The organism is Geodermatophilus marinus (assembly GCF_003428645.1).
GTDB lineage: Bacteria > Actinomycetota > Actinomycetes > Mycobacteriales > Geodermatophilaceae > Geodermatophilus.
Genome location: NZ_QVQH01000002.1, coordinates 20,969 through 36,753, shown reverse-complemented (window position 1 = coordinate 36,753; position 15,785 = coordinate 20,969). Strand labels below are relative to the sequence as shown.

Annotated in this window: 14 protein-coding genes and 1 tRNA gene; 5 read left to right on the top strand and 10 right to left on the bottom strand. The window is 77.3% G+C overall.

The annotated features are described in order from the left end of the window. Window positions 1-39: 39 nt before the first annotated feature. The 5 genes from D0Z06_RS02515 to D0Z06_RS25190 all read right to left on the bottom strand — a co-directional run bounded on the left by D0Z06_RS02515 (window position 40) and on the right by D0Z06_RS25190 (window position 5,431). Window positions 40-1,077 (bottom strand): hypothetical protein, encoded by a 1,038-nt coding sequence (locus D0Z06_RS02515; RefSeq protein ID WP_147331969.1) that lies wholly within the window; start codon window positions 1,075-1,077, stop codon window positions 40-42. Between the two features lie 125 nt (window positions 1,078-1,202). Then, the gene (locus tag D0Z06_RS02510) at window positions 1,203-2,864 is read right to left on the bottom strand and encodes a GGDEF domain-containing protein (protein WP_117375814.1); all 1,662 of its coding nucleotides are present in this window, start codon (window positions 2,862-2,864) and stop codon (window positions 1,203-1,205) included. Further along, window positions 2,861-3,859 (bottom strand): hypothetical protein, encoded by a 999-nt coding sequence (locus D0Z06_RS25635; RefSeq protein WP_199522084.1) that lies wholly within the window; start codon window positions 3,857-3,859, stop codon window positions 2,861-2,863. The genes D0Z06_RS02510 and D0Z06_RS25635 overlap by 4 nt, the downstream gene beginning before the upstream one ends. 199 nt (window positions 3,860-4,058) lie before the next feature. Further along, on the bottom strand, window positions 4,059-4,775 hold the full coding sequence (locus D0Z06_RS25195; RefSeq protein WP_158579856.1) for a signal peptidase I: 717 nt from the start codon (window positions 4,773-4,775) through the stop codon (window positions 4,059-4,061). Continuing rightward, window positions 4,772-5,431 (bottom strand): hypothetical protein, encoded by a 660-nt coding sequence (locus D0Z06_RS25190; protein ID WP_158579855.1) that lies wholly within the window; start codon window positions 5,429-5,431, stop codon window positions 4,772-4,774. Before D0Z06_RS25190 ends, D0Z06_RS25195 begins: the two co-directional genes overlap by 4 nt. A 251-nt stretch (window positions 5,432-5,682) precedes the next feature. On the opposite strand from D0Z06_RS25190, the gene D0Z06_RS02495 reads away from it, so the two are divergent. Then, window positions 5,683-6,558: a PRC-barrel domain-containing protein gene (locus D0Z06_RS02495; RefSeq protein WP_117375813.1), complete on the top strand. Its 876-nt coding sequence runs from the start codon at window positions 5,683-5,685 to the stop codon at window positions 6,556-6,558. A gap of 111 nt (window positions 6,559-6,669) precedes the next feature. Here D0Z06_RS02495 and D0Z06_RS02490 read toward each other — a convergent pair. From D0Z06_RS02490 to galU, 5 genes are all read right to left on the bottom strand, one after another. Further along, window positions 6,670-6,743, bottom strand: a tRNA-Ala gene (locus D0Z06_RS02490). A 166-nt stretch (window positions 6,744-6,909) separates the two neighbouring features. Next, a complete protein-coding gene (locus D0Z06_RS02485) occupies window positions 6,910-7,650 on the bottom strand; it encodes a hypothetical protein (RefSeq protein WP_117376077.1) in 741 nt (246 codons plus the stop codon). A 156-nt stretch (window positions 7,651-7,806) separates the two neighbouring features. Next, a complete protein-coding gene (locus D0Z06_RS02480) occupies window positions 7,807-8,427 on the bottom strand; it encodes a GNAT family N-acetyltransferase (protein ID WP_117375812.1) in 621 nt (206 codons plus the stop codon). Then, on the bottom strand, window positions 8,427-9,824 hold the full coding sequence (gene glp / locus D0Z06_RS02475; RefSeq protein WP_233517434.1) for a molybdotransferase-like divisome protein Glp: 1,398 nt from the start codon (window positions 9,822-9,824) through the stop codon (window positions 8,427-8,429). Before glp ends, D0Z06_RS02480 begins: the two co-directional genes overlap by 1 nt. 40 nt (window positions 9,825-9,864) lie before the next feature. After that, entirely contained in the window at window positions 9,865-10,782 is a 918-nt protein-coding gene (gene galU, locus D0Z06_RS02470; RefSeq protein WP_117375811.1) for a UTP--glucose-1-phosphate uridylyltransferase GalU, read from the bottom strand. 43 nt (window positions 10,783-10,825) lie between these two features. On the opposite strand from galU, the gene D0Z06_RS02465 reads away from it, so the two are divergent. From D0Z06_RS02465 to D0Z06_RS02450, 4 genes are all read left to right on the top strand, one after another. After that, window positions 10,826-11,419 (top strand): 5-formyltetrahydrofolate cyclo-ligase, encoded by a 594-nt coding sequence (locus D0Z06_RS02465; RefSeq protein ID WP_233517401.1) that lies wholly within the window; start codon window positions 10,826-10,828, stop codon window positions 11,417-11,419. Window positions 11,420-11,471: 52 nt separating this feature from the next. Continuing rightward, window positions 11,472-12,854, top strand: a complete 1,383-nt coding sequence (locus D0Z06_RS02460; protein WP_117375810.1) for an SLC13 family permease — start codon at window positions 11,472-11,474, stop codon at window positions 12,852-12,854. A gap of 81 nt (window positions 12,855-12,935) precedes the next feature. Then, window positions 12,936-14,126: a CaiB/BaiF CoA transferase family protein gene (locus tag D0Z06_RS02455; RefSeq protein WP_117375809.1), complete on the top strand. Its 1,191-nt coding sequence runs from the start codon at window positions 12,936-12,938 to the stop codon at window positions 14,124-14,126. Then, window positions 14,123-15,658 carry a carboxyl transferase domain-containing protein gene (locus D0Z06_RS02450; RefSeq protein WP_117375808.1) on the top strand — a complete coding sequence of 512 codons (1,536 nt, stop codon included), beginning with the start codon at window positions 14,123-14,125 and terminating at the stop codon, window positions 15,656-15,658. The genes D0Z06_RS02455 and D0Z06_RS02450 overlap by 4 nt, the downstream gene beginning before the upstream one ends. Window positions 15,659-15,785: the final 127 nt, after the last annotated feature.

Genomic DNA, 15,785 nt, shown 5'->3' with positions numbered 1-15,785 from the left:
AGCTGACCCCTCCGGGGACGCCCGGTCGGGAGGACGTGGTCAGCAGGACGTGGTCAGCGTGCGGGTCACGTCGGCGGAGACCCAGGAGCCGCGGTAGGCCCGGACCCGGTAGGTGTAGGTCGTGCCGTTCGCCAGGCCGGCGTCGGCGGCGGTCGTCGTCCCGTACGGCACGGCGCTGGTCGCCTGGACCACGCCCCCGACGACCCGCTCGCCCCGGTAGCCCTCGGCCCAGGTGCTGGGGCTCGCCGTCCAGGACAGGGTCGCGCCGACGTGCTGGACGGCGGGGCGCAGCACGACCGTCTGGGCGGTCCACGCGGTCGTGGCGCCGGACGTCGTCGAGCTGCGCTGCGGGACGGTGCCGGGCCCGGCGAACGGCTCGTCGGCCGCGGTGACGGTCTCGCTGTCGGAGCCGAGCGTCCAGAGCTGACCGGTGCCGGACGGGGCCGGGGGGTGCCCGGCGTTCCTGGCCAGGAGGTGGACGACCACCACGCCGGGCACCTGGGTGGTCAGCGCCGGCGTCGTCGCGGTCGCCCCGGAGCCCGTCTGCCCGTCGGCGACCGGGGCGCCCGGTCTGACCCCGCGGTACGCGACGATCCCGCCCACCATGTCGCCGACCTCCCCGTTCGGGCGGGCGAAGGTCGCGGCCGGCTCGCTCGCGGCGGCGACCTTCCAGTACACGGCCGAGGTGACGACCCCTCCGCTCGAGTCCGCCCGGACGAGTTGCCACCCGCTGGACGCCGTGAGGGGCGAGGTGCCGTCGTAGGCCACCTGCGCCACCAGCACGTCACCCGGCTGGGTCGCGGTCGGGACGCCGAGCGCCAGCGGCGTGCTCGCCGTCGAGGCGAGCGCCCCCCGCAGCGCGGTGGTCGCGTAGCTGCACGTCTGCGTGGCGCTCAGGGCGGGCGGCGGGCTCAGCCGGTCGGCGGCCAGGGAGTTGCCGGGGGTGCTCGTCGTCGCCGAGAACGCCGCGTGCACCGTCGGGAGCGCCAGGACGGCGGCGAGCAGCCCCAGCACGACCACCACACCGGCCGGGCGCGTCCCCGGGACCCGCCGGGGACGCCGGTGCGGCCCGCCCATCGTCGTCTCCCCTCGTCCGGCCCCGCGCGCCCGCGGGCGCTCCCTCCCCGTGATCGGCTCCGGCCGGTCCCGGCTTGAGCCGCGGCGGGCCCGGCTCCCCCGGAGGGGCAGGCCTCGGCCACCGGTCAGCGGACCGCCGGTACCCCGGCCGGCCGGGGTACCGGCGGGACACCGGCCGCGAGCGGGGCGTCGTCGGCGGCACCGGTGACCGGCCCCTCCGCACCGGCGAGGCGGGCCTGGTCGCGCCCGCCGGCCTTCGACTCGTACAGGGCGGCATCGGCGGCGGCGAGCAGCTCCGCGCCCGACGATGCGGCACCGCGCTGGACGGCGATGCCGAGGCTCGCCGTGATCGGCCGCGGGGCGGCGACACCCCGGAGCTCCGTCCGGATGCGGCGCGCCACCGCGACGGCGTCGTCGGCGGTGGCGCCGGGCATGACCACGGCGAACTCCTCGCCGCCGTACCGGGCCACGAGGTCCCCCTGCCGCATGCAGGACCGCAGCGCCGCGCCGACGCCCCGCAGCACGTCGTCGCCGGCCTGGTGACCCCAGGTGTCGTTGAGCTGCTTGAAGTGGTCGAGATCGACGATGACGACCGCCACCGGCGCGTCGGTGCGGGCCGCGAACGTGAGCTCCCGCTCCAGAGCGGCGTCGAAGGCCCGGCGGTTGGCCACCCCGGTGAGGCCGTCGGTGAGCGCGCTGCGCTGCAGGCGCTCCAGCAGCGCGACACGGGCGAACGCCGTCGCGGCGTGCGCGACCGCCTGCTCCGCGACGGTGACCCGGCGCCGTTCGATGCGTGACCCGCTCCGGGCGTCGCACTCGAAGGTCAGGGCACCGCTGCCCTGGCCGTCGAGGCCGAAGGGGACGGCGACGACCCGGCGGGCGCCCCCGAGCACGCCGTCGACCCACGGGTCGGGCCCCCGCATGGCGGCGAGGACCGTGCTGCGGCGCCTCGCGGCCTCCGCGAGCAGCGATCCGGGCGCGGGCGCACCCGCACCGCGCAGCACCTCGGCCCCGCCGTCCCCGCGCCGGCGGACGACGAGGTCCACCGCGGGGCCGGCCGGTCCCTCGGGCACGTGGCAGTGGACGGCGGCGATCGAGGCGTCGGCCGCGTCGACGGTGAAGTCGAGCAGCGCCTCGGCGACCTCGCGACCGGTGTCGGCCTCGTGCAGCGCCGCCGCCAGGCGCCGCAGCACCTCCTCGTCGTAGCGGCGCCGCCGCAGCTCACGCTCGTTGACCGCCCCGAGGCCGGCCGTCGTCACCGCGGCGACCCAGACGACGGTCAGGAAGACGCTGTAGTCGAGCGGGTCGAACCCCTCGACCCCGCCACGGGCGGGCAGGTGACCGGTGGTCACGCCCTCGAGCACGCACATGACCACGAGCGAGTGCCACAGCGCCAGCTTCACGCCGCTGCGGAAGGAACCCAGCAGGGAGACCGCCATGACGTGCAGGACGATCACGTACACCACCGGTCCGGAGAGGCCCCCGGTGACGTAGAGCGCCCACCCCAGGTAGGCCGCGTCGAGGATGACGGGCACCGTGATGGCGGCGACCGCCCAGCGACGTCCCCGGGGCGAGAGCCGGTGCAGCACCAGCCCGGTCGCCAGCAGGAGGGCTCCGGGGACGACGAGGGCCTGCACCGGGAGGGTCTCCGGCGTCCGGGTGATGCCCCAGGCAGCCAGCGGCAGGGCGAGGACGACGCCGACGCGGACGGCGAGCAACCAGCGCAGCCGGTCGGCCAGGGGCAGGACGTCGAGGGATCCCTGCGGTGACGCGGTCGTCTGGGTCATGTGCGGGTCGTCCTCGGCCTCTCGGGGAACTCGGTGAAGTCGTCGAGGTCCTGGCGCACCGGGGCGTGCGCCAGCTTCGGGTCGCGCCGGTCGAGCCGGCCCTGCAGGAACAGGAACCCGACCACACCCACCGCCAGCGCCGTGGGGAACTGGCCGTCCTCGGCCACGGCCACGGCCGTCTCGCCGACCGCCGAGGCCGCCTCGGTGACCGCCGTGGCCAGCTCCTCGACCACCGCCACCACCTGGTCGACCGTCGACCGAGGGGCCTGCAGCGGCTCGGCCCGGACGACGTCGCCGTCCCCGGGCGGTCGCTGCGCCGGCTGGTCGACCGGCGGCACCGGCGTCGGGCTCGGGGGTGGGGTCTCCGGGGGGAGGGCCGGCTCGGGCGCCGGCGTCGGGACGGCGCCCGCCGTGGGCGGCGTCGTCGGTGCCGGCACGGGCGTCGGTGCCGGCACGGGCGTCGGCGAAGGCGTCGGCGTCGGCTCGGGGATCGGCGTCGGCTCGGGGATCGGCTCGACGTCGAGGGCCCAGACGAAGGCGGCCGCGGCCCGCAGGCCCTGCGCCCGGGGGTCGTCGAGGACGGTGACGCTGACCCGGTAGGTCGTCGAGGTCGAGGTCCCCGGCCGCCAGCCCGTCGGGATCCCCGCCGCGGCCGTGCGGGGCAGCTGCGCCAGCGTCCCGCTCCAGGCGGGGACGCCGGTGAACGACGCGCACCGCGCCGGGTCGCCGAGCGTGCCCCGCTCCACGGTGAGGAACAGGTAGGGCGCGAGGGCGTCCTCGGTGAGCTCGGCGCTGAGCGTCACCTGGCCGGTCGACCCGGGCGTGCCGGTCACCGAGAGCGCCACGCAGGCGGTCTCCGTGGCACCCGGGCGCAGGCGGGTGGAGGTGAACAGCGCCGCGCCACCGCGGTCGTCGACCAGGCTCACCGCGCTGGTGGCGGCCGCGGCCGGCGCGACCGGCAGCTCGGCCCACCCGGCCGCCAGGGCGGCGAGCACGGCGGCGCCGGCCAGCCAGGCAGTGCCTCGGCTCCCGCGCCCGCGCGGGCGACCGGGGCTCGGGCGGGCGGGACGCGGGAACGGACGCACGCCGCTCCTCTCCCCGCCCCCTCCGAGGCCGTGGCCCGGCTGCCGGAACCGATCCGGCTCGCTCATGTCTTCGGCGGCGCGCAGCGGATGTTGAGCAGGGCGGCGCCGGTCACCAGGCGGGGCCACCGGCCGCGAGCGGGATCCGGCCCCGCGCACCGCTCCCGTGCCGGTCGGGGGCGGGGACGGGGGGCAGCCCGACCAGGCGCACGACGCGGTCCGCGACCGGTGGGGTCGCGAGCCGGTCGGCGCTGGTGCGGCCCCGCGGCCCCCCGGCCCGGCCGCCCGACCCGCGGACGGTGACGGCGGTCGCCGCCGCCAGCGAGACGGCGAGCAGGCCCAGGTGGCCCCACTGACCGGTCAGCCGCCAGTACGCGGGCAGCCCGACGGAGGGCACCCGCAGCTGCGCCGCGCCGAGCACGCTGGAGGCCGGCACGTGGGTGCTGTCGTTGCTCCGGTTGGCATCGCCCCGCGTGACGAGGTCCCCGCGGTCGTCGAACGAGACGAGGCGGTGGAGCACCAGCCGGTCGGCCCCCTCGGGATCGGGGAAGAGCAGCACCTGCCCGGGCCGCAGGTCCTGCGGGCGCACCGGTCGGGTCAGCACCACGTCGCCGACGGAGAGGCGCGGCTCCATCGAGCCGGAGACGACCACGTGGCCCTGGAAGCCCACCAGTCGCGGCGCGAGGGCGAGGACCACCAGGCCGGCCAGGGCCACCAGCACGGTGGCGACGACCACGCGGGACGCCGAGCGCAGCGCACCGCCCCGCCCGAGGGGCGTGCGGGGCGGGCGGTACCGCCTGGAGCCGCCGCCCGGGGGGTGCGCGGTCACGGCTGGGTGCTCCGGGCTTCCCACGTGAACGTGGCGTCGGACCGCGTGCCCTGCGCCGCGTTGTCGTCCCGGACCGCGTAGCTGATCCGCAGGGTGAGGTACGTGCCGGGGGCGGTGGACGCGCTCACGACCAGGCCGCTCGCGTAGTCCGGGTGGGTCGCCTTGAGGTGGGTCAGCGTCCGCGAGGGATCTGCCCCCGCCGCGTCGGCTCGCGCGGTGTTGTAGAGGAACGTCGGTGTGGCGGTCGGGGTGAACCCGGTGCAGTCGGCCGCGACAGGGGTCGTCGAGCTGACGTCCGTGCCCCGCTCCACGCTCATCCCGAGGTAGGGGTCCAGCGTGGTCCCCCCGCTGGTCGGCGTCCCGACGTACATGCGGATGTCCGCGTCCAGGGTGCCGGTGTAGTCGACCCGGATGCACCGCGACCGGGTCGAGCCGGGCCGCACGGAGCCGTCCCCGGCGCTGGTGAAGAGAGCCGAGCCGCTGTCGCTGTCGGCGAGCACGACGGTGCCGGCCTGCCAGGAGTTGCCGGCGTTGCCGGTGCTCGCGGTGAAGGCCGCGTGGGTGGAGCCCCAGGTCACGGCCAGGCTCATCACCAGGCCCACGGGCACCGCGACGGGGAGCACGGTGCGGCGGGCCCGGGCGACGCGGTGGTGCACGGCGGCTCCTCGGACGACGGTGGGACGCAGCGGCCCGCGTCCTCGACACCGAGGGCATCGGCCTCGCCGCCGCAGGCCTGAGCGCCGGGCGGGGGGCCCGTCACCCGATCGGGTGGTGGACGTCGACCACGCTCCCTCCCGGCGCGGGCGCCGGGAGGCCGACGGCCCGGTTCCGGAGCGCCGTCCGGGGTACCCGGGTTCCCCGTGGCGGAGCCCCTCCGCCGTCGTCGCCGCAGCCCGAGGAGGAGACCATGGACCTGCCCGACCGGGACGAGGCCCGCACCTGGGTCGGACTGACCGTCGTGGACCGCGAGGGTGCCGAGATCGGCCGGTGCACCGCGGTGTTCGCCGACGAGGCCACCGGGCGACCGGAGTGGGTGTCCGCCGACCTCGACGGTGCCACCGTCGTCGTCCCCGTGGTGGACGCCACCGAGCAGGCGGGGCAGGTGCGCGTCACGGTCACCCGGGACGCCGTCGCCGCCGCGCCCGTCCGCGACGCCGGGCCCCGGCTCAGCGAGGCCGAGGAGGCGGAGCTCTACCGCCACTACGGCATCCGGGCGTCGCGGGAGGCCTCGGAGACCCTGCTCCCCGCCGGTGCCGGCGAGGGCGCTCCCGGCGAGCACGGGGAGCAGCCGGCCGGGACGCCCGTGGCCCCGGTGCCGGCGAGCGGCGCGGCAGGTACCCCCACCACCCCGGCCGGGGGCCGGGACACCGCCCGGGCCACCCGGAAGAGCCGGCTGCCGGCCGCCCTGGGGGCGGCCGCGGTCCTGGCCGCCCTGGTGGCCGCCGTCCGGGCCGCCCGGCTGCGGGCCCGCGCGCCGTGGGAGCGGCGGCTGGAGGCGCGCCCGCCGTGGGAGCGGCAGCTGCACGCCCGCCCGCCGTGGGGGCGGCGGCTGCGGGCGCGCCGGCCGTGGGAGCGGCGTCCACCGACGCCGGCCGAGCGGGTGTCCCGCGGGGCGCGGACGGCGTCCGGCGCGGCCCGGCGGGGCACCCGGAAGGCCAGCGCCGTGGCGGTGCCGGCGGCCGCGACGGCCGGCGCCCTGGCCCGTCGGGGGACGCGGGCGGGCACCGAGGCCGGCCTGCGCGCGGCCCGGGCGACCAACCGCAGGGTGAAGCGCCGCCGCTGACTCCGCGGGGTGCGGCGCGGCGCCCGCCCGCACCCCGGGGCCCGGTTGCCGGCCCGGGGACGACCGACGCCGCCGGGGCTCGGGCCCCGGCGGCGTCGGTGTCGTGCTGGGTGGAGCTGAGGGGATTTGAACCCCTGACCCCCTCGATGCGAACGAGGTGCGCTACCGGTCTGCGCCACAGCCCCTGACGAACGGCAAGACTACCGCCCGCTCCGCCCGGTTCCGCCACCGGGGGGCGGTCGGCCCTCCCACAGGGCCCCCGCCGCGGCCCCGTCCGGGCCCCACCCCGAGCGTGCGAGGGGTGGGGCCCGGACGGGGCCCTTCCCCGGCGGGGGGAGGAGGGTCCTGCTGTCAGCCGCCGACGACCCTGCGCGGCTGGTAGACGTCGATGTCGGCGAACCCGATGTCGTCGTCGTCCAGGCCGACCACCGCGCTGTCCTGCCAGCCGGCGGGCGCGGCCGCGCGGGCGGCGACGACCCGGCCGGGGCGCAGCGGGTGGACCGGCGCCAGCGGCAGGCTCGGGTGCGGCAGGTCGACGGTGTGGTGCACGACCTCCTCGGCCGCGACCTCCTCGGAGAGCTCCTCCGCGACCGGGGCCGGACGGGGGGCCGGCACCGGGCGCGCGGCCGGGCGGGCGGCCTCCCGGGCGGCCCGGTCGCGGGCGACCCGCGCCGCGGCGCGGGCGGCGCGCCGGGCGGCCAGCCGCTCCCGGCGGGCGACCCGGCGCAGCACCAGCAGGTAGGCGACCAGGGCGGCGTCGAGGACGCCCTGGGCGATCCACACCCACGGGCTCCAGGACAACGCGCCGACCAGGGCCAGCACGGTGAGGGTCAGCAGCACGCCGAGGGTGCGGCGGCGGGCGGCGTGCACGTCGACCCGGAGCTCCCCCGAGTCCCGCAGCGCGCCGCGGTCGACCGCCACCCGCTCGGTGGCCGCGTGCACGGTGGGGTCGACGCTGCGCCGGCGCTGCAACGTGCGCCCCGCGTCGACCGTGGCCCGCTCGGTGCGGTCACCGCCGCGGGTCACCACCATCGGCACCAGCACGACGAACCACAGCACGACCAGCGCGGCCAGCAGGACGCCCGATCCCATCGAGAACACCACCCGTCACAAGAGTCACTCGCCGGGCGAAGCTACGGCCTGACCCCACCCGGACGAGGGAGGCGCGCGGGCGTGTCACTGAGCTGTTGTGTGACGGGAGTGCCGTCGGGGCGGCGTGTCGACACGGCGACCCGCGTCGGGCGACCCTCAGCGTGGTATGCGGGAGCGCCACCGGGCGAGCACGCCCTCGGGCGCCTCCTCGGCCAGGAGCGCGTAGCAGAGGTGGTCGCGCCAGTCGCCGTCGATGTCCAGGTACCGGCGCAGCACCCCCTCCTGACGGAACCCCAGCCGCTCCACCAGCCGCCGGCTGGCCCCGTTCTCGGGCCGGATGTCGGCCTGCAGCCGGTGCAGCCCGGCCGGGCCGAACGCGTGGTCGCAGACCAGCGCGACGGCCAGCGAGGCCAGCCCGCGCCCGGCCACGGAGCGGTCCACCCAGTAGCCGAGGCTGCCCGAGCGCAGCGCCCCGCGGACCACGTTGTCGACCGTCACCTGGCCGGCCAGGCGGCCCTCGACGCGCAGCACGAACGGCAGCGTCTGCCCCGCGGCGGCCCGGCGCAGCAGCGAGCGGCGCATGACGCGGTAGGCGGCCGGCGAGTGCCGCGACGACCAGGCGACCGGGGCGGTCGGCTCCCACGGGGCCAGCCACGCCTCGTTGGCCAGCCGCAACCGGCTCCACTCCTCGGCGTCGCGGCGGCGCGGCGGGTGCAGCTCGACCGGGCCGGCCGAGAGGAGGGCCGGCCACCCGGGCCGCTGGGCGGGGTCGGACATCAGCCGCCGAGCAGCAGCGGCATCACCGTGACCAGCCCGCCGGCGGCGACCTCGGTGACGTCCTCGTCGACGACGACGAGGCAGTTGGCGCGGGCCATGCGGGCCAGCAGCGCCTCCTCGCCGTCCCCCAGCGGCTCGACGACGTAGCCGCCGTCGGGGTGGCGCATGACCTGGCCGTGCAGGTACTGCCGGTAGCCCAGCGGGGAGAGCAGCCGCTCCGCGGCGATCGCCTGCACCGTGCGGCGGAACAGCTGCCGCTTGCCCAGCATCATCCGGATCGCCGGGCGGACGAACACCTCGAACGCCACCAGCGCCGCCACCGGTTCACCGGGCACGCAGATCACCGGGACGGCGTCGTGGCCCAGCCGGCCGAAGCCCTGGACGGTGCCCGGGTGCATCGTCACCTGCGAGAAGCGCATGTCGCCGAGACCGGTGAGCACCTCGACGACCGGGTCGTCCCGGCCGGCGAGCGTGCCGGCGATGACGACCAGGTCGCTGCGCAGCAGCTGGGACTCGACCACCTCGCCCAGGCGCCGCCGGTCGGCGGGCAGGACCCCCCAGCGGTAGGCGTCGGCGCCGGCATCGCGGGCCGCGGCGGCCAGCGCGTAGCTGTTGACGTCGACGACCTGGCCGGGGCCGGGCGGGGTGGTGATGTCGACCAGCTCCGGCCCGGCGGAGAGGACGGCGACCCGCGGGCGGGGTCGCACCAGCACCCGGTCGCGGCCGACGGCGGCCAGCAGGCTGATCTGCGCCGGCCCGATCGGCGTCCCGAGGCCCACGGCGGTGGTGCCGGGCGCGACGTCGTCGCCGGCGCGCCGCACGAAGGACCCGGCCTCGGGGCCGGCCTGCACCGCGACGGTCACCACGCCCTGGTCGGTCCACACCGCCGGGACGACGACGTCCGCGCCGGCGGGGAGCATCGCGCCCGCGGTCACCTTCTGCGCCATCCCGGGGCCGATGCCGGACGGGCCGCTGGGCCCGGCGACGGTCTCCCCCACCACGGACAGCGTGGCCGCCTCCTCGGGCGTGGCCCCCTCGACGTCGAGCGCGCGGGCGGCGTAGCCGTCGAGCGCGGCCTGGTCGAAGGCCGGCAGGGCCCGCTCGCTGACCACCTCCTCGGCGCACAGCAGCCCCTGCGCGTCGAGGACCGCGAGCTCGATCGGCTGCGGCTGCGGCACGGCCGCGAGGATCTCGTCGAGGTGCTGCTCGACCGGGCGCGGCGGGGCCGGCTCGGGCGCGGCCGGCGGCGGGGGCACCGCGCCGCGGTCGATCTGGGTGGTCTCGTGCACGGGTGCGGCGGGCGCCGGGACCCCGCCGCGCCAGGTCGTCCCCTGGGCGAGGTCCATCGCGGTGGTGTCCCGGTGCACCGGGGTCACCGTCTCGCCGTCGTCGGTCATGCGCACCACGGGGGTCGATGCTGCCCCTCGCGGCCCGCGGTCAGGCCTGCGACGCGCCCGTCCCGGGCAGGTCGGCCACGAACTCGGCGAGCCAGGCGCGGAAGTCCGGACCGAGGTCCTCGCGCTCGCTGGCGAGCCGGACGACGGCCTTGAGGTAGTCCAGCCGGTCGCCGGTGTCGTAGCGGCGGCCGGAGAAGACCACGCCGTGCATCGGGTCGCCGCGCTCGATGAGGGTGGCCATCGCGTCGGTCAGCTGGATCTCGCCGCCCCGGCCGGGCGGGGTCTCCCGGAGGACGTCGAAGACCTCGGGGGCCAGCACGTAGCGGCCGATGATGGCCAGCGTGCTGGGCGCCTCGTCGGCCGGCGGCTTCTCGACCATGCCGGTGATCGCGACGACGTCCTCGCTGCCGCCGGGCTCGACCGCCACGGCGCCGTACTTGTCGATGTTCTCCGCGCCGACGTCGAGCAGCGCCACCACCGAGCCGCCCTTCTCGGCCTGCACGGCGAGCATCTGCTCGAGCAGGTGGTCGCGGGCGTCGATGATGTCGTCGCCGAGCAGCACGGCGAACGGCTCGTCGCCGACGAAGGCGGCCGCCTGCAGGACCGCGTGGCCGAGCCCGCGGGCCTCGCCCTGGCGGACGAAGTGGACCTGCGCCACCTCGGTCGACTCGTGGACGGCCGCCAGCCGGCCCTCGTCGCCCTTCTTCTCCAGCGCCGTCTCCAGCTCCGGGTGCCGGTCGAAGAAGTCCTCGATCCCCGCCTTGCCGCGACCGGTGACCATCAGCACCTCGCCGAGGCCGGCCCGCGCGGCCTCCTCGACGATGTACTGCAGCGCCGGGCGGTCGACGACCGGCAGCAGCTCCTTGGGCACCGCCTTGGTGGCCGGCAGGAACCGGGTGCCCATCCCCGCCACGGGGATGACGGCCTTCCGGGTCGGGCGGGGGCTCTGCGTCGGCATGCGAGGGAGCCTAGCCAGGGACCCGCGGCTACCCTCCCCCGGCGTGCCGGACCCCGAGGACGTCGCCGCCGCCAAGGCCGCGCTGCGCCGGCGGCTGTCCGCCCGGCGCGCCGCCCGCCCGGGGCCGGAGCGGGCGGCGGCCGCCGGCGCGGTCGCCGCCGCGCTGGGTGCGGGGGTGCCGGCCGGGAGCACGGTCGCCGCGCACGTGCCGGACCCCGCCGAGCCCGGCGCCGGCCGGCTCCTCGACGCCCTCGCCGCCGCGGGCCGGCGGGTGCTGCTGCCCGTGGTGCCGGTCACCGGCCGGACGCTCGCGTGGGCCGAGCACACCGGTCCCCTCCTCCCCGGCCGGTTCGGGCTGCTGGAGCCGGCCGGGCCGCGGCTGCCCGGCGAGGCGCTCGCCGACGCCGCGGTCGTGGTGGTGCCCGCCCTGGCCGTGGCCCGCACCGGCGCCCGGCTCGGGCGGGGGGCGGGCTTCTACGACCGGGCGCTGCGCTCCGCCCGCCCCGGCGCGCTCCTGGTGGCCGTCGTCTTCGACGACGAGCTGCTCGACGCCCTGCCGACCGGGCCGCACGACCGGCCGGTCACCGCGGTGGTGACCCCCTCCGGCGGCTGGCAGGCGCTACCGGCCGGTCACTGAGACGCTGACCCCCGGCTCGTCCACGCCGTCCTCTTCCCCCGCCGGAGCCCCCGTGTCCCCCGAGATCGTCACCATCCTGGCGCTGGTCGCCATCTTCGCGATCGCCACCTTCCTGCCCATCAACATGGGGGCGCTGGCGTTCGTCGCGGCCTTCCTGGTGGGCACCCTGTCGGTGGGCCTGTCCACCGACGACATCCTCGCCGGCTTCCCCGCCGAGCTGGTCGTGACCCTGATCGGCGTCACCTACCTGTTCGCCATCGCGCAGAGCAACGGCACCGTGGACCTGCTGGTGCGGGTCGCCGTGCGGCTGGTCGGCGGGCACGTCGCGGCGATCCCCTGGATCATGTTCGGGGTCACCGCGCTGCTCACCGCGATCGGCGCGCTCTCCCCCGCCGCCGTCGCGATCATCGCCCCGATCGCGCTCACCTTCGCGGCCCGGCACGGGATCAACCCGCTGCTCATGGGGATGATGGTGATCCACGGCGCGCAGGGCGGCGGGTTCTCGCCGATCAGCGTCTACGGCGTCACGGTCAACACGATCGTGGAGGGCGAGGGCCTGCCCTCCAGCCCGGTCACCGTCTTCCTCGGCAGCCTGCTGTTCAACATCGCGATCGGCGTGGTCCTCTTCCTCGCCCTCGGCGGCCGGCAGCTGGTGGGCCGGAAGGTCGCCGCGCAGGTCCCGGCGCACGCCGGGCACGGTGGCGATCCGGTCGTCCGGGGCCACGGGGCGGCGCCCGGTCCCGCGGTGGGCGGCGGCGGCGGTGCCGTGGGCGGCGGCGGTGCCGTGGGCGGCGGTGCCGGGGACGCGGTGGACGACGGGACCGGGGCCCCGCCGCGGGTCACCGCCGACCAGGTGCTGACGCTGGTCGGGCTGGCCGCGGTCGCCGTCCTGGCCCTGGTGTTCGACCTCGACATCGGCTTCGTGTCGATCACCGTCGCCACGGTGCTGGCGCTGTTCGCCGCGGCCCGCTACAAGGGCGCGGTCAGCCAGATCAGCTGGTCCACGGTGCTGCTCATCGCCGGCGTCCTGACCTTCGTCTTCGTGCTGCAGGAGGCCGGGACGATCGACTACGTCGGCGAGGCGGTCATCGGCCTCGGCGTCCCGCTGCTCATCGCGCTGCTGCTCTGCTACATCGGCGGCGTGGTGTCGGCCTTCGCGTCGTCGACCGCGATCATCGGGGTGGCCATCGCGCTGGCCGTGCCGTTCCTCGAGACCGGCGAGATCGGCGCGGTCGGGGTGGTGGTGGCCCTGTCGGTGGCCTCGACCATCGTGGACGTCAGCCCGTTCTCCACGAACGGCGCGCTCGTCCTGGCCAACGCGCAGGACGTGGACCGGGACCGCTTCTACAAGCAGATCCTCGGCTACGCCGCGATCGTCGTCGCCGTCGGGCCGTTCCTCGCCTGGCTGGTGTTCGTCGTCCCCGGCTGGCTCTGACATCCTGGCCGGAGATACCTCAGCGCTGAGACACTCCACGGACGCCACCGCCCGCGTGGCCACCGAGCGAGGGAGAGCACCGTGTCCGGACCCCTGGACGGCATCCTGGTCGTCGACCTCACCCGCGCCCTCGCCGGGCCGCACGCCGGCATGATGCTCGGCGACCTCGGCGCCCGGGTCATCAAGGTGGAGAGCCCCGGCACGGGCGACGACACCCGCGGCTGGGGGCCGCCGTTCGTCGAGCCGGAGGGTGGGCAGGCCGACCGCGAGTCCACCTACTTCCTCTGCACCAACCGCAACAAGGAGTCGATCACCCTCGACCTCAAGGACGACGGCGACAAGGAGCTGCTGCGCGAGCTGGTGCGCCGCGCCGACGTGCTGCTGGAGAACTTCCGGCCCGGCACGCTGGCCCGGCTCGGCTTCGGCACCGACGTGCTGGAGCAGCTCAACCCGCGGCTGGTCACCCTCGCCATCTCCGGGTTCGGGCACGACGGGCCCGAGGGCGGCCGGGCCGGCTACGACCAGATCGCCCAGGGCGAGGCCGGGCTGATGTCGCTGACCGGCCCCGGCCCCGACGACCCGCAGCGGGTCGGCGTCCCGATCGGCGACCTGCTGGCCGGCATGTACGGCGCCTACGGCGTGCTGGCCGCGCTGGTGGAGCGGGAGCGGACCGGCCGCGGCCAGGTCGTGCGCACCTCGCTGCTGGCCGCGATCGTCGGCGTGCACGCCTTCCAGGGGACGGCGTGGACGGTGGCCGGCCAAATCGGCCGGGCGCAGGGCAACCACCACCCCTCGATCGCCCCGTACGGGCTGTTCCACTGCAAGGGCGGCAGCGTGCAGCTGTCCTGCGGCAACGAGTCGCTGTGGCGGCGGCTGTGCGCGGAGTTCGGCCTGGACCCCGAGGCGCCCGGCATGGCGACCAACGGCGACCGGGTGGGCAACCGGCCGCAGGTGATCGAGCTCCTCGAGCGCACCTTCGCCGACATCGCGCCGGAGGAGCTGCTCGCCCGGCTGGCCGCGGCCGGCATCCCGGCGGGCAAGGTGCGCAGCATCGACGAGGTCTACACCTGGGACCAGACGCTGTCGCAGGGGCTGCTGGTGGACGTCGAGCACGCCACCCTGGGCCCGCTGCAGCTGCCCGGCCCGCCGCTGCGCTTCTTCACGCCCGGCCCGGAGGGCGAGACCGAGACCACCCGCCGCGACCACGCCGCCCCGCCGGTGCTCGGCGCCTCGGACGCCGCCGTCCGGGCGTGGCTGGCCGGGGACCGGTGAGCGCCCGGCTCGACGCCCGGGCGCTGCGCGACCTGGTCCTGGACCCCGGCTCCTGGCAGTCCTGGGACACCCCGATCGAGATCGGCGCGGACGTCCCGGCGTACTACGCCGAGGAGCTGGCCTGGGCGGCGGAGAAGACCGGGCAGGACGAGGCGGTCGTCACCGGCGAGGGCCGGCTGCGCGGCCGACGGGTGGCCGTGGTCGCCGGCGAGTTCGGCTTCCTGGCCGGGTCGATCGGCGTCGCCGCCGCCGATCGGCTGATCCGGGCGGTGGAGCGGGCCACCGACGAGGGGCTGCCGCTGCTGGCCGCCCCGGTCTCCGGCGGCACCCGCATGCAGGAGGGAACGATCGCCTTCCTGCAAATGATCGGCATCACCGCGGCCATCGCCCGGCACAAGGAGGCCGGGCTGCCCTACCTGGTCTACCTGCGGCACCCGACGTTCGGCGGGGTGCTCGCCTCCTGGGGGTCCACCGGGCACGTGACCATCGCCGAGCCCGGTGCCGCCATCGGCTTCCTCGGCCCGCGGGTCTACGAGGCGCTGTACGGGGAGAAGTTCCCCGAGGGCGTGCAGACCGCCGAGCACCTGGCCGAGCGCGGCATCGTGGACGCCGTCGTCCCGCCGGAGGAGATCGCCGAGCTCGCCGACCGCGCGCTGCAGGTGCTCTCGGCGCGCCGCACCTGGCACCGGGACGTCGCCGACGCCGAGCGCCCGACCCCCGAGGACGGCACCGAGGCCGGGCTGGTCGGGGCGGACGGCGCAGACGGGCGCACCGCCTGGGAGGTGGTCACCGCCTCCCGCCGCGAGGACCGGCCCGGCGTGCGCCGGCTGCTGCGCACCGCGGCCACCGACGTGGTCGGCCTGTCGGGCACCGGCGTCGGCGAGAAGGACCCCGGCCTGCTGCTGGCCCTGGCCCGCTTCGGCGGGGCGCCCTGCGTGGTGCTCGGCCAGGACCGGCGCGGCCAGTCGACGTCCGCCCCGCTCGGGCCGGCCGCGCTGCGGGAGGCCCGCCGCGGCATGCGGCTGGCCGCCGAGCTGCGGCTGCCGCTGGTCACCCTCGTCGACACCCCCGGCGCCGCGCTGTCGGTGGAGGCCGAGGAGGGCGGGCTGGCCGCCGAGATCGCCCGCTGCCTGCAGGACCTGGTGATGCTGCAGGCGCCCACCCTGGCGGTGCTCCTCGGCCAGGGCACCGGCGGCGGGGCGCTCGCGCTGGCCCCGGCCGACCGGGTGCTGGCCGCGGCCAACGGCTGGCTGGGCCCGCTGCCCCCGGAGGGCGCCTCGGCGATCGTGCACCGCACCGTCGACCGCGCCGACGAGATGGCCGCCGACCAGGGCGTGCGCGCGACCGACCTGTGGCGGGCCGGCATCGTCGACCGCGTGGTGCCCGAACGCCCCGACGCCGCCGACGAACCGGTCGAGTTCTGCCGCCGGCTGGGTCGGGTACTCGGCGAGGAGCTGGCCGGGCTGCTGGGCCGGGACGACGGTGAGCGCTTCCGCAGCCGCCTGCACCGGTACCGCCACCTCGGCCGCTGAGCGGGCCGCGCCCGGCCTCCGATGATCAGCTGAGCTGGTCATTGCCGGTCCTGGCTCACCACCGGTGGTGAGCCAGGACCGGCAACGGTGAGCCAGGACGGGGCGCCGGCGGTGATCGCCGCCCTCG